Origin of the sequence: Pedobacter ginsengisoli, from assembly GCF_002736205.1 — a bacterium.
Lineage (GTDB): Bacteria > Bacteroidota > Bacteroidia > Sphingobacteriales > Sphingobacteriaceae > Pedobacter > Pedobacter ginsengisoli_A.
This window is the reverse complement of sequence record NZ_CP024091.1, coordinates 2,370,060-2,390,880: the sequence shown is the minus strand read 5'-3', so window position 1 is coordinate 2,390,880 and position 20,821 is coordinate 2,370,060. Positions and strand designations below refer to the sequence as shown.

Genomic DNA, 20,821 nt, shown 5'->3' with positions numbered 1-20,821 from the left:
TTACGCTATGATCTATATAGCGCGTGTACGTTTTGTTATTACTTTTTTGGTATTCTCTGTAATTTGCATCCAAGCTGTATATGCGCAAAGTGGAATCTATCCACCAATTTCCGCTAAGAAGAACTTAACTGAAAACCCATTTTCACCTGACCCGCTTATCAGTTATAGCTGGGCTGTTCCTAAAGCATCAGATGGTTTAGAAAGTTATAATCTCCGGCCAATTAGCTGGAAAACTTCTACTCCTGAAGCCTTTAAGATGGGGGAGTTTAAGAAAAATAATGTTATTGTTGTACAGGGAAAGGGCTCCGTTTGTTTCGATTTTGGGCAGACTAATGCTGGTTGGCTTGAATTTGAATCGGACGATTTAATGGATAGTATAACAATGAGTATCAGTGAATATAATGAACCTGCAATTGTAAATAGCGGTGCATTACGTCCACTTAAAACTATGGTTCCTGTAAAACATGGTCAGACTTACCGATTAGAATTAAATCCTGAGCTTTATGAAGGAGTTAGGTTTGGTTGGATAAATGTGCACTCGCATAAACAAACCTGGCACATTAAGAACTTTCGTTTGATTTGCCAGGTTAAACCGGTAAACTATCAAGGGAGCTTTTCCTGTAGCGATTCGGAATTGACCAGAATATGGTATACCGGGGCATATACCGTTAAGCTAAATCTTCAGAAAGATTATTTTGGAGCAATATTAATGGAAAGAAGTGACCGTCACTCATGGACTGGTGATGCTTATCCATCACAGGCCGCATCAATGGTTGCCTTTGGGAATTATGATTTTGTTAAAGCCAATACTATCAATACAGCAGATTTAAATAATGGTATTTTAAGCTATTCTCTGTATTGGGTTTTAAGTCTTATCGATTATGCAAATTATACAGGCGATCTTGAATTCGTCCAAAAATACATTGATAACGCTTGCAATAAACTTAATATAGCTTATCAGCATTTTGGTAAATCTCCTAAGTTAGGTTTTTATGGTTGGGATGAGCGTTTGGGAGCAGGCTTCGAAAATCCTAATATCCGGGAATCTCAATATGCTTATTCTATGCTTACTATACGATCATGGGTAGAATTTGCTCATCTAATGAAACAAATTGGAAGGTCTGATCTGGCACAGAAATATACCACTTATGCCAGCGAAAAATTTGCTGAAGAAAGAAAGAAAAAGAATTGGCAAAATGATTTTGGCCTTCATGCCTCTGCAGATGCCATTAATACAGGCCTCACAACACCTAAAGAAAATGCACTGTTTTATCAGCGTAATTATACGGATCGGGTAAACCGCTTATCATATTCTCCATTTAATGAATACTTCATCCTAGGGGCCATGGCAAAAATGCAGAAGTATGAAGAAGCGATAAGTGCGGTTAAGGATTGCTGGGGCGGGCAAATAAAATACGGTGGAACGACATTTTTTGAAGTATACAGGCCAAGCTGGAATGCAATTTTGGATAAAAATGATGCTCCACCTAATAACCAGTGTGGATATACAAGTTTAACACACCCATGGAGTGCAGGAGTTGTTAAATGGTTGTCCGAAGAGGTGCTGGGTATAAAACCAATGGAACCGGGCTTTAAGGTTTTTGAAATTGTACCTCACCTTGGAGATACAATCTCGTATGTTAACGGAAGCACACCAACATTAAAAGGATTAATCTACGCCAGTTTTAATGTAAAATCAGGGCTAACTACATTGCAAATACCTAAAGGAACTCTTGCTAAACGGGTTGCTATTCCGATAGGAGGAAATACTGTTAAGGCTCTTTTTTTAAACGGAAAGCCAATTTTGAATGAAAATGGATTTAAAATTAAAGATGGTTACATCAATATAGATAATCTGAAGCCAGGGAAATATGAATATAAAGTAGTCTACAAGTCTGTTAACAAGGTTGTGCAAGTTAAAAGTTTGCCGTGGAGCTATCCTGTTAATACATTTTTACAGGATAGCTTAACTTCAGGAAACTGGAAAGGTTGTTACGGAAAGGAAGGATTTATTTTGTTTAATTCCTTCGAGAATAAAAAGCACTTAGAGAAACTACCTCTATATGTATCCTCTGTAAAGTTAAAAAATGAAAACAATGTTTACTTGAAGCTCCCTGCAGATAAGAGGGTATTAAGTGATACATTAGGGCGCAGTGGCAGCTTTGGGGCAATTACAACCAAAGATCCTAACCCTACTTTACAAACCATAACAATGGATGTGGAGGTTAGGGGAGCTGAACACCACCAAATAGCATTGTATTTTTTAGATTGGGACAATAAAGAAAGAAGATCGGCTGTGGAGTTGTTCGATGCAAAAACGCTCAAACTTATATCCCCGGTTCAATTAATCAAGAACTATCAAAAGGGAAAATACCTGATCTTTAATTATTCAGGAAGCATAAGAATTCGGATTAACCATGTAAGGGGCGAAAATGCTGCAGTGAGCGGGATATTTTTTGATGAATCTGTTAGATTGTCAAAATAGCAATATATTCATTACTTAAAGACTCGGTTAGGGGTGTTTGCCAAGCCTGTATTCTTTAGGGGGCAGTCCATTCTTTTTCTTAAACAGACGAGAGAAGTAAAATATAGAATCAAAGCCGGTTTGGTAAGCTACTTCATTAATTGTTAAATTGGTTGAGGTAAGTAAATCCTTTGCTTTATCTAATCTAAGATTAAGGTGGTACTGATTTGGTGATAAACCGGTTGTTTCTTTAAAGAGCTTTCTGAATCTCGAATAGCCCATGGGCAAATCCTTTACCATTTCTTCTAAATTTACTGGGTTCTCAATGGATTCCTGTAAAAGAAATTTTGCCTTTGAGATGAGTTTAGACTGGTTTCCAATTTCAGGTGTTTTATATTTTGATATTGCATTTACCAGGCCTAAAATTTGAAGAGTAAGTCCAGATACAATTTGTCGATAACCTATTTCTGCTGCGGCAACAGTTTTAATAAGTGTATGAAAAAGCTGAAGCAGATCTTCATTAAGGCCAACATCAATAAATGGATTCTCGGGGGTAAATATTCTTTTTTTCATCAATTCATCGGGGTAAGTTCCGTTAAAACCTACCCAATACTCTTCCCATCCATATTTAGGGTGGGGTTTGTATCGGTGCCATACACCCGGAAATAAAAAGAAACAGGTGCCCTCTTTAATATTGTGTGCTTTGGTTTTTGCAGATTCCAGCAAACCTTCACCTTTTGTAATAAAAACAAGGTAATAACCATCAAGTATTCTTCCTTTATCCCAGGTAAATGAATGGTCTATTGGATGTTCGCGGTTGTTAGGGTAGTTTTTATTAGGCTCTACTTTTGCTGAGCCAACTGTATTTACATAAAATCCCCAGTTTTTTTCAAATTCACTAACAGTAAGATACTTCTGGTAATTCTTCATTTTAAATTTGGCTTCATTTATAAAGCTAATTATTTTATCAAAAAGTGCAAATTGTAAGAACGGTATGGTATTTCTTATTGATTTAGAATGATAGCTATTTTTAATTGGTTGATACAGGACAGCACAGGATGCGAATTTCACGTATTTATGGTATTCTTGTTATACCAAACACACAAATAAACCAAATACGTATGAAATCGAACAGAACCAGGTCTGTTAAATTGTCTGTTGCCCTTTTGCTACTAATACTTATCGGGGTTTCCTTTACCACTTTTCAGAAGTATAATCCAGGCCCAAAAGTTGAAAAACTAAAGCTTTTGCCAAATTTCAAAGCTGAGCATTTGTACAGCCCATCTGGAAGCAAGACGGGGTCATGGGTATCAATGACTTTTGATGATAAGGGTAGGATAATTACGTCAGACCAATATGGTTTTTTATATAGACTTGTAATACCGCCAATAGGCTCTGACACAACTAAAGTTAAAGTCAAAGTAGAAAAGTTGATTGTTGGCGACTCAACAAACAATAAAGTGGGTATGGGATATGCACATGGCCTGCTCTATGCTTTTAACAGTTTGTACGTAATGGTTAATCACAATAGTGATGACAAATTTAAAAGTGGCAGTGGCCTTTACCGGTTGCAGGATACCGATGGTGATGATCAGTTTGATAAGGTGACGTTGCTGAAGGCGCTAACCGGAGAGGGCGAACATGGACCACACAGTATTGTCCTTTCTCCCGATAAAAAATCAATTTACATGATTGCTGGTAATTATACAGATATGCCGGATATGGACAATTACCGCTTGCCAAGAACCTGGAAAGAGGATAATGCTCTTGCAACTATAAAAGACCCAAATGGCCATGCTACAGATCGGTTTGCACCCGGGGCTTTTGTAATGAAGACTGACCCGGATGGAGCAAAATGGGAGCTGGTAAGTGCAGGATATAGAAATCCATATGATTTTACTTTTAATGAAGATGGAGAAATGTTTGTTTATGACGGCGATATGGAGTGGGATTTGGGGATGCCCTGGTATAAACCAACCCGGATTTCTCATGCTACCAGTGGAAGCGAATTTGGCTGGCGTTCGGGAAATACCAACTGGTCGCCAAGTTATATAGATAATCTTCCGGCAATATTAAATATAGGGCAGGGCTCACCTACAAACCTTGTAAGTAGCTACAATGCCCGTTTTCCTGAAAAGTATCGCCGTGGCTTATTGGCTTTCGACTGGACTTTCGGTATAATTTACTCAGTACAGCTTATTCCTGATGGATCTTCTTATAAAACAACAGCAGAGGAATTCTTGTCGGGTCAGCCTTTACCGCTTACAGATGGTGTAATAGGGCCTGATGGAGCATTATATTTTCTAACTGGGGGCCGTGAACTTGAGTCAGATTTGTACAGGGTTTATTATGGAGATAATTCTTTGCCAAATAACGACTTGCCTTCTAATGCTACTGCAAGTATACTTGAAGCACGCAATTTAAGAAAACAATTGGAAGAATTTCATGGTAAGCCTGATCCTGAAGCTATTAAACTTGCATGGCCAAACCTTAAAAATAAAGATCGCTTTATTCGCTATGCGGCAAGGATTGCTGTTGAACATCAGCCAGTAGCTGAATGGCAAGACAAGGCTTTAAATGAAAAGGATCCTGTTGCATTAATGCAATCAATGACGGCATTAGCCAGGAATGGCAGCAAAGATTTGAACAGTAAAATGTTAAATGCTTTGATGAAAATCAATTATTCGTTATTGTCAGAATCACAAAAAATGGATCTGTTAAGAACAATTGAGTTAACATTGCTGCGTACAGGTAAACCACAATCTTCAGACAGATTGAAGTTAAGTAATTATCTGAATGCTCATTTTCCGGCAAAGAGTAATGAAATTAATCGATTCATGACTAAAATTCTGGTTTATATAGGTGATGAGCGGGTGGTACCAAAAACCTTGGCCATAATTGATCTGGCCAAAGATGATGAATCTGATCAAAAAGGTATTACCAGTTCAACAGATCTGATTTTAAAAAACCCTCAGTATGGGCTGGATATTGCAAAAACACTTTCTAAAACCCCACCCTCACAGCAAATTTATTATGCAGTAGCTTTAAGCGAAGCTAAAAAAGGATGGACACCTGCACTACGCAGCAAATATTTTAAATGGTTCTTTAAAGCATTTGGCTATAAGGGTGGCAACAGTTATATCGGCTTTATTGATGAGGCGCGTAAAATAGCACTAAGGAATGTGCCTAAAGAGCAATATGCTCATTATAACAAAATGTCTGGAGATGGTTTGGTTGACAATAAGCAGCTTAAACTTGCTGATGTAACACAGCCAAAAGGCCCTGGAAAGGATTGGAAACTGGAAGATGCATTGGCAGTAGTGAAGGACAGTTTGGTAGGCAGGGACTTTAAAAATGGCAAAATGATGTTTGCCGCCACATTGTGTATTTCATGTCACACTTCAGGTGGCGAAGGGGGTTCTGCAGGGCCTGATCTTACGCATTTGGGCACCAGGTTTTCTGAAAAAGACATACTCGAATCAATCATAACACCTAGCAAGGTTATTTCAGATCAATACGCAGCTAAAGTTTATTATTTAAAAGATGGAAGCTCTATTTATGGAAGATATAAAAAGGAGACAAAAGACAATATATATATATCCCAAAACCCTTTTTCTCCTCAAACGCTTCGTGCAATTAAGAAAAAAGATATTGTAATCACTTCTGTATCTAAATTATCTATTATGATGCCTGGTATGATCAATAGCCTAAATAAAGAAGAATTGAAAGATTTGATGGCTTATTTGATTTCTGGTGGAAATAAAGATAGTAAAGAATTTCAGCCGGTAAGTAAATAGCTTACCGGAAGTTTCTTAGATACTTATAGAGAAACAAGATCCCTGTTAGGCCGTTTAATTGAAAGTATTGTCTGCAGAATAACCGAAGCCATTACAAAGAGTAAACCAACATAAAAGGAGATGTTAAGATCTTTACTTTCGTTAAAGAACAGAAAAGCAAGTATTATGGCATATACCGGTTCGAGGTTAAAGCTTAAGTTAACCGTAAATGCGGATATCCGTTTTAATGATTCTGCAAAAAGTACATAAAGACCTACCGTGCAAATAGAAGCCAATAAGATAAGATATATAGTATCTTTAAGTCCGGGAATGATTGATGGTGCAGGAAAATAGTGCAGATATAACGGAAGGGAGATACCCAAAGCAACAGTTCCCCCAATCATTTGGTAATAATTGATAATCCTGCTGTCGTATTTTTTAACAAGTTTCTCGTTGTAAATTGTATAGAGCGCAGCAAAAGAAGAGGATATTACACCCAGAATTATTCCCGACTGGTATGAGGAATCAAAATGGAATATCAATCCAATACCAACTAGTGTTAGCAGACTTAATAGCAGCTCGGTTAGGTTGAATCTCTGACGGTTAATTAAAGGGCTAAAAATTGCTGTAAAAAAACTGGTAAGGCAATAACACACCACACCCACTGAGATATTTGAGTATTTGATACTGGCGTAAAAGAATACCCAGTGTATGGTAATAAAAAGACCAACTTTTGCAATACCAAATTTCTCTTTCGTGGTTGTATTGTTGCGGACTTTGAAAAGTTTTAAAATAAATAAAAGGATAATTGAAGAGAAAAACACTCTATACCAAACCAGAAGCCCTTCGTTAAGAGAAATGAGTTTGCCAAATACTCCGGTAAAGCCTGCAAGTAATACTGCAAAATGTAAAATTAAATATGATTTTTTCATAAAAGAATTGTCTGTTTACTTGTTTTAAGCACAAGTATTAAATATTAATAAATAAACTAAGGATGTAGCTAAAGCAAAAACTATAGGTACAGCACAGATTAATTATTAAGCTCTTGGAGGAGGAAGACAACTCTTTCTGTTCATCACGATTTTTTTATCAAAACTAATCAAAAAAATGGATTTTAGTCTATCCCTTAAATAAGCTATTTGGGATAAAACAAAAGATTTTAAGAAAAGTATTTTAATATTTAATAACTATTTTTGCCGGAGTTTTTAGTAACTTGTATAAGTACATTTGGTTATTATTTACAATTTAATTTGATATGAAACAGCCCTATTATTTAATCCTAACGGTATGCGTGCTATCTTTTACAGCATGTAGTATTTTTAAAAAATCTTCGCCAAAAGCAATTAAGGAAGACAATACACAAACTATTACTGATCGAAAATGGAAGCTGGTTGAACTTGCAGGTAAACCTGTGGCAGACAAGGTGAATGGTAAAGAACCATTTTTATTGCTTCAGAAAAGTGATAGCCGGTATTCTGCTTCAGGTGGATGTAATGGAATAGGGGGTGCGTATACCTTGCAAGCCAATGGAAGGATCAAATTCGAACAAGGCATGTCTACTATGATGGCTTGTGAAAATATGGAGATTGAACATGGCCTGAACAAAGCTTTAATTACTGCTGATAACTATAGCATTAATGGAGATGATTTATCCTTAAATAAAGCAAGGATGGCACCATTAGCACGCTTTAAAGCAATAAAATAATTTAATACTTTTGGCAAATCAGAATAAGTAATTTTTATTAAAATCTGCTAAAAGGTTTTAATAAAAATTTACTGCCGTAAGATGAAATTTATGCATGTAAAATATTTGTTATACTAATTCTAATTTGATACGTTTACAAATAGAAAGGTGTTTCAAACACATTTTACAGACTAAATGGACATCACCACACTACAGGAAAAAATTGCATTAAAGAAAGATGAGATCGCCTATAAGCAGCTGTTTCTCAACTTTTATTCTGGCTTGCTACGATTTAGTATGGTGTATGTAAAACAGCGCGAAATTGCTGAGGAAATTGTATCAGATACACTTTTGAAAGTTTGGACAATGGATGTTGCACTTATTGAAATCTCCAATCTTAAAGGATATTTATATTCAGCAGTAAAGAATGATTCCATTAATTTTTTGGTAAAGAATAAAAAGTATACAATTTGGGACATTGATCAGGTAGCACCATCTAACATGGTTGAACTTTCAACACCCATAGATAGGATGCTCGATACGGAGCTCAAAGAAAAAATAGAAAAATCTATTAAAGCATTACCCCCAAAATGCCGCATGGCTTTTATGCTAAACAGGCAAGATGGACTTTCATACAAAGAGGTAGCCGATATAATGGATATCTCGGTAAATACAGTTGACCGTCATTTGCAAATCGCACTACAGAAAATCGGTATGGCAATGAAATCATACCTTTTAAAATAATTTTTTTTTAATTGGGGACTTTCCATCTTTTTATTGTCTTATCAGATAATAACCTATATTTTGATGGAGGACGAACGCTTTTACTGGCTCATTGGCAGAGTTAACGCTGGTGATATTACAGATGATCAATTTAATGAATTGCTTGGGTTAATTGAGCAAGATCCAGGATTACGATCTGTTTATGAGGTTCTTACCTTAAATCCGGAAAGGGAGAATGCTGTTGAAGCGGTTGAAGCAATGAAAGCTTATACTGTGCATTATGCCAAAATGCAGTTGGCTGGTCATTTAGATTATGCGCCCTCAAATCAATCAACAGACCAGCTTGAAACTCCAAAAAGAAACGCGCGCCTTAAAATGTGGTTTTTGACAGCCATTGCAGCATCATTGGTGCTGGGTGTGTTGGTCTTTTTCTTCACTCCAAAACAAGATAAGCATAATGCAATTGTTTATAGCTCAAAAAAAGGGGTTAAGAATAAACTTGTATTACCCGACGGAACAAAAGTATGGCTTAACGCCGATAGTAAACTTACGCTTGCTAAACAGTTCGGTAACAGTGCAACAAGAGAAGTTAATTTAAGCGGCGAGGCTTATTTTGAAGTGGCTCATGATAAGAAACACCCATTTATTATCTCGGCAAATGCAATAAAGGTAAAGGTATTGGGTACAGTATTCAACCTGAAAGCTTACCCTGAGGATAAGGATACTGAAACAACCTTAATCCAGGGTTCGGTAGAAGTAAGTATAGACGGGCAATCATCGAGCAGAATAACACTTAAACCGGGTGAAAAACTAAAAGTACATAATGACAAAAAGATCTCGACTGCTACTTCAGAAAGGATAGCCAAACCAACAACTTTGTTGACAAAAACCAGTGTGCCCATTGAAAATAACAAGGCCACAGAAAGTTTGTGGACCGAGAATAAACTTGTTTTTGATGGTGAGCCTTTTGACAACGTAGCTGCTGAACTTGGAAGATGGTACAATAAGAATATTATAATAGAAGATGAGGTGCTAAAATATGCCAGTTTCACTGCCACCTTTGAAAACAAATCCCTAACACAAGTGCTCACAGCCCTTCAATTTACAACTAAATTTAGATACCGCATTGTAGAAGATGTAGTCTACATAGAGGCAGCAAGGTAAATGAGAATAAAAAACCAAATAGAAAACTAAACCAAGCCAGTATGAAAAAAACCTAAACTATAGCTAAAACAAAAAAGGAGAATGCTGAAACATTCCCCTTTATCTCAATGTGAATTGTCAAAACGACCTCCGTCTGAACACGTATAGGGTCATTTTATTAACAAAACCAAGAACCAAATATATGAAAAAAATTGGACCAGGGGTTATATCCCTATGGCAGCATCGTTCTACGCTCAAGCTTTTAATTATGATAAAAACCGTCCTGCTTTTTATTTTGCTCGGGACCCTTCAAACTTTTGCGGTTAAGAGCTCCGCCCAGGAAAAGGTGTCGATTTCTGTGAAAAAGGCAACCTTGAAACAGATATGCAAGTCAATCGAAAATCAAACAAAAATTCATTTTGTTTACAATGATGAAATTCTTTCAAAAGTCAAACTAACAGATATTAATTTTTATAACAGCGCCTGGACCGAGGTACTAAAAGAGGTACTTGAAGATACAGGTATCTCGTTTCGCTTCCTTGATGACAATCTTGTTGTTCTTACTACAGTAGATGTAACTTTAATAGTAATAAAGGGAAAGGTGACAGATGTTAATGGGCAGGGAATTCCTGGAGTTAGTGTTACAGAAAAGGGAACAAGAAATGGGGCTGTGACGAATGAAAGAGGGGAGTTTGCCCTCAATGTTTCTAAGCCAACAGCAATGTTAACTTTTAATTTTATAGGCTTTGAGACTAAAGAAGTAGCTGCAAGTGATAACTTTATGACTATTGTGATGCAGGAGCAAGACAAGAGTTTAGAAGAAGTTGTTGTTGTAGGTTATGGTACTCAGAAAAAAGTAAATCTATCTGGTTCTGTAGCAACGGTGACAGGGAAAACCATAACGGAACGTCCTGCACCCAATATTCAGAACTTACTACAGGGCCGTATAGCAGGGTTGGATGTAGTACAATCTACCGGAGAACCAGGCAGAGACAGTGGTAGCCTTAGAATACGTGGATTTGGTTCAAGCGGAGCTTCTCCAAGCCCGCTGATATTAGTGGATGGTGTGATGACCACGTCTATTACAAATCTTTCGCCTCAGGATGTCGAAAGTGTAACCGTACTTAAGGACGCTGCTTCTGCTTCAATATATGGATCAAGGGCGGCAAACGGCGTAATTTTAGTTACTACAAAAAAAGGTAAAGCAGGTACCAATGATATAGAATATAGTGGTAACTGGGGCACCAGTGAAGCTACAAAGTATCCGGATTTAATTACCAATTCGGTTACGTATATGGAAATGTACAATCAGGCTAAAGCAAGAAGCGGACAAGCCCCACAGTACACTCAAGCCCAGATTGACGCCTACAAAAACAATCCGAATAGTGCTCAGTATCCAAATTTTAATTGGTTAAACTATGTTTTAGGTAAAGGACCAATGCAAAATCATAATCTAAGCTTTTTAGGTGGCAATGATAAAAGTACTTATAATGTTTCCTTGAATTATCTGGATCAAAATAGTATTACCAAAGGATACCTTTACAAAAGATATAATGGACTTATTGATTTTACTACACAGGCTCATAAGAGAATAAAAGTAGGTACAAACATTAATCTGTCTTATCAGGATTTTAAAGCACCATGGCTAACTAACGACGATTTGTTGTTATTAGCTTATGCATCAGCACCTACGTTTACTCCGTATTTGCCAGATGGCAGTGGGCGGGTAGCCAGCAGAGATTATGTGTCAAGTGGTGGTACAAACAGAACTGTTGAAGAAGTTTATAATACAGGTGCTCAGCTAACTAAAAATTATAATGTAAATGCTCAGGCTTTTGTAGATGTTGATTTAGCTAAAGGTTTAAAATGGTATTCAAAAGGCGCGATTACTTTTTTCAATCAGGATTACAGGCAGCGTCAATTCGCAAGTCCTTCATTTGCTTATCAACCTAATGCAACGGGCGATTATCAACAAGTAAGTAATGGTAATCCTTCCTTTTTTGGACTTCGACAAAGCTCCGCAAGAAATATCACCAAGACATTCTACAGTACCTTAAACTATAACAAAACTATAGACAATGTTCATAACCTAAGTGCTTTGGCAGGGTATGAGCAACAAGAAAATAGAAGTACAAATATAAGTGCTAATAGATTTGATTTCCCAAATAATACCATTATGGAATTAGATGGAAGTTCGCCAAAAGACCAATCATTAGGCGGGAATTCTTTTGAATGGGCTTTACAATCGCTATTTGGTAGGGTAACTTATAATTATAAAGAAAAGTATATTTTAGAAGGTAATATTCGTTACGATGGTACATCTCGGGTAGATCCACGATACAGATGGGGAACATTTGGTGGGGGATCAGCCGCATGGAAATTATCAGAAGAAGATTTCATAAAAAACAAGATTTCCTGGCTTGATAATTTAAAGCTAAGAGCGTCTTATGGTGTACTGGGTAATCAGGAAATACAAACTGGCGGCGTTGCTAATTATTATCCATATCAGGATATTCTTTCGAATACTACTTATCCATTTTCTAGTTTAAGCTCTGGTGTATTATTAACCAGATTAACGCAAAAAGATTTGAAATGGGAAAAAACAGCTATTACTGATTTTGGTTTAGATGTAGATTTATTTAAAGGATTATTTGGTGCAACGGTTGATTGGTACAATAAAAACACAACCGATATATTGGCAGCACGTGCAGATCAACCGGCAAGTGTTGGTTTGGCTGCACCTACAGTTAATGCCGGTGCCATGGTTAACAAAGGGATAGAAATTGAACTAAGGCATCAAAACCAAATAGGAGAGTTTACTTATGGCGCCAATTTTATATTTAACAGGTACAGAAACAAGGTAACCAAAGTTTTAGCTGAAACTGTAGGAACAATTGAAGTTGGTAGGCCCTATGATAGTTTCTTTTTGTATGATTGGATAGGTGTTTTCCAAAGTCAGGAAGAGATAGACAAATCACCAAAACAGCCTAACTCTGGTACATTAAAACCAGGTGATTTAAAAATCAGAGATGTAAGTGGAAATGGTACAATAGGACCAGAGGATAGGATTCGCATTAGCCGTTTTCCTGACTATACTTATTCCTTTGGTTTAAATGCAGGTTGGAAAGGATTTAACTTGAGTGCATTTTTTCAAGGAGTTCAGGGACAAAAAGTGCAGGTGAGCCAATGGGGTTATGAACCATTTATGCAAGGTTCTGCTCCACCAACAAAGTTTTTAAATGCATGGTCGCCAACCAACCCGAGTAATACTATCCCTGCTGTTTACCTTACTGGTTATTCAGGCGTTGCGGGGTACACTTCTACTTATTTCCTTCAGGATGCATCTTATCTCAGGTTAAAGAACCTTTACCTGTCTTATACATTCCCTGAAGCAATCATAAAAAAGATTGCTGCTAAAGGAATAACAGTTTATGTATCAGGTGATAATTTAATTACATGGACTAAATATGAAGGTAACGATCCTGAGAGATCCGGATCTGGCAGATTTGCCCAGTTCCCTCAGCTAAGGATCTACACCGCAGGTTTAAAAATTAAATATTAATTAGCCTGATAGAAAATTATGAGAACATGTATGGTATTTAATAAAAAAATTCATAAAATGAAAGCAAAACAAACCAGCATATCCTTAATTATTGTAATGATAATTGGAATGTTAACTTCTTGTCAAAAGGACTTTCTGGATAAGAATCCTACCGCAGCAGTTGCCGGTGAGGAATTTTGGAAAAGTGACGCAGATGCACAAATGGGTTTAGCAGGCGTATACAGGCGATTACAAAATGGCTTTTATGGCCACAGAAAATTATGGCTTGATACTTATTCTGACAATGCATTAGACAGACACACCTTTTATGGCTTTAACAGCAACTTAACACTGGGTGTAGTAAACCCAACTAATATTCCCGGTGCCTTTTATAACACTCCTTACGAAGGTATTGGAGGCTGCAATTTCTTTTTAGACAATATAGATAAAGCTCCTAGTAGTGAGGCAGCAAAAACAGTTTATAAAGCTGAAGTGAGATTTATAAGGGCAATGATTTATTTTGATCTTGTACAAGCCTATGGCGGGGTAATATTATACAAAAAGGCTCCTGTTTCAGTAGATGATGCTAAAATAGCAAAAAGTACAAAAGAGGAAGTGTTAGCATTTGTACATGAAGAGCTTGATTTTGCCATTGCCAACTTACCTGACGCAGCTTACAGCGGGCATGCAGTAAAGGGGAGTGCACAAGCATTGAAAGCAAGGGTTTATTTGTTTCAACAGAACTGGCCTTTAGCCGCAAGTACAGCAAATGCAGTAATGACAGGTGGTAAATTTCAAATCTATCAGGGTGGTTATGCTAATTTATTTCTTACTACAACCCAACAAAATAATCCTGAGATTATATTCTCTACTAAATATTTGGCACCTAATAATCCACAGGGAGATGAAGGCGTTTTAGTAGAAATAGGCTGGTATGGCTCTATTGCTCCTTATCAGAATTTAGTAGATGATTATGAAATGAGTAACGGAAAAATGATTACTGAGCCAGGATCTGGCTATGATGCAGCTAATCCATACACCAACAGAGATCCGCGATTAAAGTTTACCATCAAAGTCCCTACAGAAAAGTATATCAACCCAGATGGCTCTGTATTTAATGAGTCTGATCCGCTGTTAACCACTTATTCGCAGAAGAAGTATATAGACTTATCTAAACTTCCATTTGATAGGAGCAAAACGCCACTAACCGATCAGAATATTATTCATATCCGTTATGCTGATGTTTTATTAATGTATGCAGAAGCCAAAAATGAAGTAAGCGGCCCGGATGCAAGTATTTACTCGGCTTTAAATGAAATCAGACAAAGAGCAAGTGTTAATTTACCTCCGGTAAATGAGGCAGTTTACAATACCAAAGATAAACTAAGAGAGTTTATACTTCACGAAAGAAGAATAGAGCTGGCATTAGAAGGTCATCGCTATTATGATCTGAAAAGAAGAAACTTAATGGGAATTAAACTTGCTCCACTAAAAAATCCGGGAGGTGCGCAATTGGTATTTGGCGAAAAAAATAATGTATTGCCATTTTCTCAGACTGAACTGGACAGAAACAAACAATTAAAGCAAAACGAGGGGTATAATTAATATCCTGAACTATTAATTTATAAATCAACACTGGCCCAATTTATTGGGCCAGTGTTGATTTATAACCGTAATAAGAGCCCTTTTCTCTTCACAATATTTTTATAGTCCCACTGTATTGTTCTCGATTTTTCAATCCAACGAGACAGATCATCCGGATTAATCTGTTCAATTGCAGTATAAGTAATTGATGCATCTTTAAACTTGCCGGTATTTATCTTTAGGTCCGATTCATTAAAATCAGCACCACTCCAAAACATTAAACGGATGCCAGCTTTAAGTTTGCTATAGCCAACAATTGGATTTCCCTCTAAAAACCAAACAGGGTGCGCATGCCAAATCCTATTTTCGGCCTCTGTTAGGTTACGGCTAATTTCGTAAAACAACAAGTTGCAAATCTCCTGATCCGTTGCTGACTGCGACTCATTATATTCTTGTATTTCCTTATTCATAATGATTTAGGATGTTATCTCTACTAAAGTAAGAATAATAATTGAGCGTAAATAGCCCTTTTCCAAGGTGAAATATTGGTGGTATGGGCATGTGCAAGGTTTATTTGGCAATGAGCAGGTAGAGGATCAATTTCTTATTAGGTAAATTTATTATAGATTAATTTCCCTATTATGAAAAATATTGCTCTTACAATGTCTGGTGGGTGAATCACAGTAAAATGACTATTCAGAAATTTAATTTATTAATATTATGGATGTAGTTACTGATTTGACAGCCGAGGCTGTTTCCTATCTTATAGTTATTCAGGATATTTGTCGGAAAAACCCATCTCCAAAAACTCCGATCTGGGCTAATATTCCCATTTTAAGAACAACAGAACTTAGTGTTGAGGAGTGGCACCGAATCAGGGAGCTGATATGGTATAACAATAGCGGGACTGATAATGATACAATTTTAACTCGTTTTTATGATATATCAGACGAGTTATTGTCCTGGATTTCCTATAACATACCCTCCAATATAGCTCAAGAGAATTGGCCTGATTTATATTCAAGTCCTTCGTTTTTAAGACAATACATAAAGGATGCCTTGTATGCTGAAACTAAAGAACGCATTAAACTTGCAAAAGCCCTAAGGTATATGCCTTTGCAGATTATTCTTGCACTTAAAACGACTAATCTTGACGCTTACGAGCAACGACTTTATCAGGTATACCTGCCTGAACTATCAGATAAAAACAAATTGGTTGATTATGAGTTAAAGCAGGATTTAATAAGTTTAAAAGGCGCAATAGCCATTGAAAAGTGGTATTCCGAATCAGACGGGATAATTAATAGGTGGAGTTCAGCAAAAAGATTGATCAAGAATGATAAAGAACTTTTAAATCGTTTAATTCAAAAGGAAATCCCACTGCCTTTTGAAACCATATTTAGCGGGGAGCTAGAGGAAATAAAAGATTCAAGAAGAATGCGTGCAAAACTCGACGCACAAACGGATCCTACAATCAATTTATACGAAATTGAACAATTTGGAAAAAAAGTGATCAAAGAGCCCCTAAAAAGAGCGGAAGAAATGAAGTTAAAGGGCCTGGCTTTATCAGGAGGTGGAATCAGGTCAGCAACTTTTAATTTGGGTATACTACAGAAATTGGCTCAGTTGGATAAACTTAAGGACTTCGATTACCTCTCTACCGTTTCCGGAGGTGGTTATATTGGCTCATGGCTAAGCTCGTGGATACAAAGGGCAGGTTCAGTTGAAAAGGTAACAGAACATTTAGATCCCAAAAAATCAACCGCTCCGCTTGCGGATGAAATTCGTCCGCTTCGGTGGTTACGCATGTATAGTAATTATCTCAGTCCGAATTCCAGTATAATGTCTTCAGATTCCTGGACAATGGGAATGACCTGGCTTAGGAATACCTTGATCAATCAAACCATATTATTATTGTTGTTGCTAACTGCATTAAGTTTTGTGAACGTTTTTTTCTATGGCTGGAAAATGATTGCAGAAGTGCGGACAGGAGCTAATATTGGTTATGAAATAAATGAACTTCATCTGTTTCTATGGAGTCTGGCTATTGTAGTACCGGGCGCTATTCTGTCGGGAATAGGCATGAGTACCTATCATGTCAGCCAAAATCCAAGGGTAAAATGGAGCCTTGGTAGTATAGGCAGGAGTCCTTATTTATCTACGGGATTGATTATATGGGCAGGTATATCAGCCTACATGATAACGGCTTGGTTTTATAAAGTTTCTGATAAATTAAATTGTTTTGAATGTAAAGTTGAAACGTTGTGGCCACTAGTCATTTCCGGCCTTTTGGCAATGGCTATTATTGCCTTCATTGGCCGATACTATAATATGATCCCGGCAAGAATACACTGGTTTAAATTAACGCTTTATTTGGGCGTTTCTTCTTTGGTAGCCACCTGTGCTGGTATTCTTGTACTTTCGGGCGCATGGCAGCTCATAGGATATTTGAAATTTAAACAACCTTTAAGTAATGACGATACTATATTTATTGTTGGACTTCCCTTAATATTAGAGGCAATATGTGTCTCAGTAGTAGTAAGGATGGCAGTTATGGGAAGTTTTTTTCCTGATGAGCGAAGGGAATGGTGGGCCAAAATGGGAGCAGAGGTTCATCGGATCATATTGATCTGGCTATTAATCACATCAGCAACACTATTGCTTCATGATGCCTTTAGGAAAATTTTTGACTATTTAATAGAAACTTATCCCGGCATTTTTGCAGGTTGGATGGCATTTATTGGTTATGCGGTAAGGCTTGCTTACCTTTCTGGCACATCGGGTAATAAGAGTAAAGCTGGGAAATGGGATATTAAAGAATACTTTATTCGTTTTGCACCTTACCTGTTTCTTATAGGCTTTCTGCTTCTGGGAGTAATCATTCTTAACGAAATAACATCAGTGTTTAATTATATGCCTGGTACATTAGAGTATTATTTAATACTTGGGGTTGCTATTGGCGCAGTTACCGCTTTTTTAAGCTGGCGGGTAGGTGTTAATGAGTTTTCATTACACTATTTTTATCGAAATCGTTTAGTGCGGGCATATTTGGGAGCCACCAGATCCGTTAGAGATCGCGAAGCAACCTACAATACATTTACTGGTTTCGATAAAGCAGATGATATACCAATTTCTTCACTGTTGACACAGAGGAAATATATTGGCCCTTACCCTTTAATTAATACTGCGCTTAGTGCTACAGATGTTTCCTCGCTTGACCGGCAGGATCGTAAAGCTGAGTCTTTTATCTTCTCGCCATTGTTTTGTGGTTTCGATTTTAGTCCTACCAGCTCTGCATCATCCTCAGGGAGCAGAACTTTTCAGTATGGTTACCGCCCTTCAGACGATTTTTCAGCACCAGGCGGTCCCTCACTTGGTACAGCCATGGCTATTTCAGGTGCTGCTGTTAATCCCAATATGGGTTATCATACCTCGGCGGCTATTGCATTTTTATTAACCATTTTTAATGTCAGATTAGGCTGGTGGATTGGGAACCCCAGGTTTAACTGCTGGAAACGTTCCAGTCCAAGAACCGGCTTGGCTTATCTTATTAAGGATTTGGTAGGAAGATCAGACATAAGTTCCGATTATGTGTGCTTATCAGACGGGGCGCATTTCGATAATATGGGTTTATACGAATTGATTAGAAGACGTTGCAATTATATAGTATTGGGCGATGCGGAAGAGGATAGCACTTCAACTTGCGATGGATTGGCTAATGCCATACGAAGATGTAGAATAGATTTCGGAGTTGAGATAGAAATAGACGTATCTCCTATAACAAATAAAGATAAGGAAACACGTTTTTGCAAAGCCCACGTGGTTGAGGGAAAAATTAACTATCCCGGAAATCCAGATCCTGGCAAGTTAATATATGTTAAAGCAGCCCTTACCGGTGATGAGCCTATTGACCTCAGAGAATATTTTATGGATAACCCGGAGTTTCCTCAGCAATCAACTGGAGACCAGTTTTTTGACGAATCTCAATTTGAAAGCTATCGGAAACTAGGATATAACTCTATTTAAAAACAAAACTTACAACCTGCTTTCTAAACTCTTCATAAAAGAAATGATATCCTCTTTTTCTTTTTCAGTGAGGCGAAGATTTTCAGCAGAAAGCGTTTGATTGGCGAGATTTATACCTAAGCCTGCAGCTCCTCCGTTATTATAAAATTCCATTACCTGGTCTAAAGTCTTATATATCCCGTTATGCATATAAGGACCAGTTTTATTAATATTCCGAACAGTAGGAATCTTAAAAGCATGCTTATAGGAATCAACACCAATCACATTGTAATAACCCAAATCAGCATCTAAAGTAGAATCAGCTAAGGACACAGGAACACCCAGAACTTCCGCTTCGCTCTCAACATATTTTGGAGGAGTAACTCCATTAAACAGTGGCGCAAAATGACATGTGGCACATTTTGCTTTTCCCATAAATAGATTAAAGCCTTTCAGTTCCTGGTTTGATAAGGCAGTTTCATTACCGCGCATATATTCATCAAATCGGCTATTGAGGTTTGTCAGGCTACGGATGTAGGATGCAAGCGCATTTGTTACCTGATCTGAACTTATCCCTTTTCCTGCTTTTGCAGGAAAAGCCATTTTAAATAGCGATTGATATGATTTATCAGCAGAAAGGTATTTTATTACCGCATCCATAGAGCCATCCATCTCTTGTTTGCTACTAATTACATCACGTACCTGATCTTCCAATGTTAACACCCTCATATCATAAAAATAATTTGACTGTAAAGCAGCGTTGAGCAACGTAGGTACATTTCTTGTCAGTAATTTTGAAGGAACATGAATATCCGGGTGCTTAGCCAATCCGTCGGTAAATGCCAATTCAGGATTGTGACAAGAAACACAGCTTCTTGTGCCGGTACCAGAAAGCGATTGATCGTAAAAAAGCCTTTTACCTAGGCCCACTTTAGCATCTGTTATATGAAATTCGGGGCCTGGGGAAAATGCATCTGCATTAAATGCGCCTGAATCAAATAAAGTTCTTGCCTCCTGCTTAAGCATTCGATTATATTTAATCTTGCGGCCTGGTAAATCACCCTCCAATTGCGCTATTCCGGAGCTGATTTCATTTCCGAAACTTTTAATAAACTTAGCCCTATCAAATGAGTTAAAATCAGAATTACGGTTAAGATATTCTATAGAAGCATCCAGATCTTTTAATAAAGCTGTATTATTTTTTTTATTGACGTATAAACGAAGTACACCTTTCAAGCTTTTTAAAGACTCGGATGATTCTTCCATACTGTTCAAAGAAAGAGGATTGTCAAATCCTGTAATGCCTAAAGAGATTATCCTGAAAACCTCTAGCTTGGCAGCATCCAATATGCGCCAATCAGCAAGCTGTTGGTCAGCAAAAAATGAAATCAAATACGCTGTATTAGTAATGAGGTGTCTGGTCTCATTAACCAGATTTTTCTTTTCGGCCACATTATACTTAGGAAATATAAATTGTTCTATTACCTGCAAACCCATTGGGTCAACTGCACGCACTAAAGAAGAGTCTAATAAATCAGCATTTTCAATCTCTTGTACCGGGGGACCATTTAATCTCTTAGTCAGGTCGGCAGAAAAATACTCAGCTATCCATTCAAATTTTTTGAATAGTAATCTTGATTTTAAAAAGACTTGCTGAACTCTTTGTTCATCAATCTTGTCTTTACTAACCTCAAAAAGTAAGCTGTCCCTTACGTAATCCTGAAAGGACGCTAGCTGATTTAGAGCTTCTTTTTGGATTTTTTGCTCACGCAGACTGGATTGTGTTTGTTCTGTATAATTCGAATTAACGGAGGTAAAGCCTACAATAAATAGTCCTGTAAATAGAAATGCTACTATTCCAACTTTCTTGTACATAACATATTCCTCATCCTCCTTATTAA

The 20,821-nt window shown here is 37.2% G+C and carries 12 protein-coding genes; 8 read left to right on the top strand and 4 right to left on the bottom strand.

Annotation, left to right across the window (positions count from 1 at the left end; all coding sequences use genetic code 11):
- Positions 1–7: 7 nt before the first annotated feature.
- A complete protein-coding gene (locus CPT03_RS09855; protein WP_099438692.1) occupies positions 8–2,485 on the top strand; it encodes an alpha-L-rhamnosidase C-terminal domain-containing protein in 2,478 nt (825 codons plus the stop codon).
- A 27-nt stretch (positions 2,486–2,512) separates the two neighbouring features.
- Here the strand turns inward: CPT03_RS09855 and CPT03_RS09850 are convergent, their stop codons facing one another.
- Positions 2,513–3,394, bottom strand: coding sequence for an AraC family transcriptional regulator (locus tag CPT03_RS09850; RefSeq protein WP_099441069.1), 882 nt, complete (start codon positions 3,392–3,394; stop codon positions 2,513–2,515).
- A 191-nt stretch (positions 3,395–3,585) separates the two neighbouring features.
- Between CPT03_RS09850 and CPT03_RS09845 the strand changes: the two genes are divergently transcribed.
- Positions 3,586–6,261 carry a c-type cytochrome gene (locus CPT03_RS09845; protein WP_099438691.1) on the top strand — a complete coding sequence of 892 codons (2,676 nt, stop codon included), beginning with the start codon at positions 3,586–3,588 and terminating at the stop codon, positions 6,259–6,261.
- Between the two features lie 23 nt (positions 6,262–6,284).
- Here CPT03_RS09845 and CPT03_RS09840 read toward each other — a convergent pair whose 3' ends face one another.
- A complete protein-coding gene (locus tag CPT03_RS09840; RefSeq protein WP_099438690.1) occupies positions 6,285–7,172 on the bottom strand; it encodes a DMT family transporter in 888 nt (295 codons plus the stop codon).
- A gap of 323 nt (positions 7,173–7,495) precedes the next feature.
- On the opposite strand from CPT03_RS09840, the gene CPT03_RS09835 reads away from it, so the two are divergent.
- The 5 genes from CPT03_RS09835 to CPT03_RS09815 all read left to right on the top strand — a co-directional run bounded on the left by CPT03_RS09835 (position 7,496) and on the right by CPT03_RS09815 (position 14,936).
- On the top strand, positions 7,496–7,945 hold the full coding sequence (locus tag CPT03_RS09835; RefSeq protein ID WP_099438689.1) for an META domain-containing protein: 450 nt from the start codon (positions 7,496–7,498) through the stop codon (positions 7,943–7,945).
- 174 nt (positions 7,946–8,119) lie between these two features.
- Positions 8,120–8,668, top strand: coding sequence for an RNA polymerase sigma-70 factor (locus tag CPT03_RS09830; protein ID WP_099438688.1), 549 nt, complete (start codon positions 8,120–8,122; stop codon positions 8,666–8,668).
- Between the two features lie 63 nt (positions 8,669–8,731).
- The gene (locus CPT03_RS09825) at positions 8,732–9,811 is read left to right on the top strand and encodes a FecR family protein (RefSeq protein ID WP_099438687.1); all 1,080 of its coding nucleotides are present in this window, start codon (positions 8,732–8,734) and stop codon (positions 9,809–9,811) included.
- Positions 9,812–10,058: 247 nt separating this feature from the next.
- Complete coding sequence (locus CPT03_RS09820; protein ID WP_099441068.1) at positions 10,059–13,352, top strand: TonB-dependent receptor; 3,294 nt, start codon at positions 10,059–10,061, stop codon at positions 13,350–13,352.
- Between the two features lie 57 nt (positions 13,353–13,409).
- Positions 13,410–14,936 carry a RagB/SusD family nutrient uptake outer membrane protein gene (locus tag CPT03_RS09815; protein ID WP_099441067.1) on the top strand — a complete coding sequence of 509 codons (1,527 nt, stop codon included), beginning with the start codon at positions 13,410–13,412 and terminating at the stop codon, positions 14,934–14,936.
- 59 nt (positions 14,937–14,995) lie between these two features.
- On the opposite strand, the gene CPT03_RS09810 is transcribed toward CPT03_RS09815, so the two are convergent.
- Positions 14,996–15,385, bottom strand: coding sequence for a DUF1801 domain-containing protein (locus tag CPT03_RS09810; protein WP_099438686.1), 390 nt, complete (start codon positions 15,383–15,385; stop codon positions 14,996–14,998).
- A 250-nt stretch (positions 15,386–15,635) separates the two neighbouring features.
- Here CPT03_RS09810 and CPT03_RS09805 point away from each other — a divergent pair, with 250 nt between their 5' ends.
- Complete coding sequence (locus CPT03_RS09805; protein ID WP_216641628.1) at positions 15,636–18,941, top strand: patatin-like phospholipase family protein; 3,306 nt, start codon at positions 15,636–15,638, stop codon at positions 18,939–18,941.
- 9 nt (positions 18,942–18,950) lie between these two features.
- Here the strand turns inward: CPT03_RS09805 and CPT03_RS09800 are convergent, their stop codons facing one another.
- On the bottom strand, positions 18,951–20,795 hold the full coding sequence (locus CPT03_RS09800) for a cytochrome-c peroxidase (protein ID WP_099438685.1): 1,845 nt from the start codon (positions 20,793–20,795) through the stop codon (positions 18,951–18,953).
- Between the last annotated feature and the right edge of the window lie 26 nt (positions 20,796–20,821).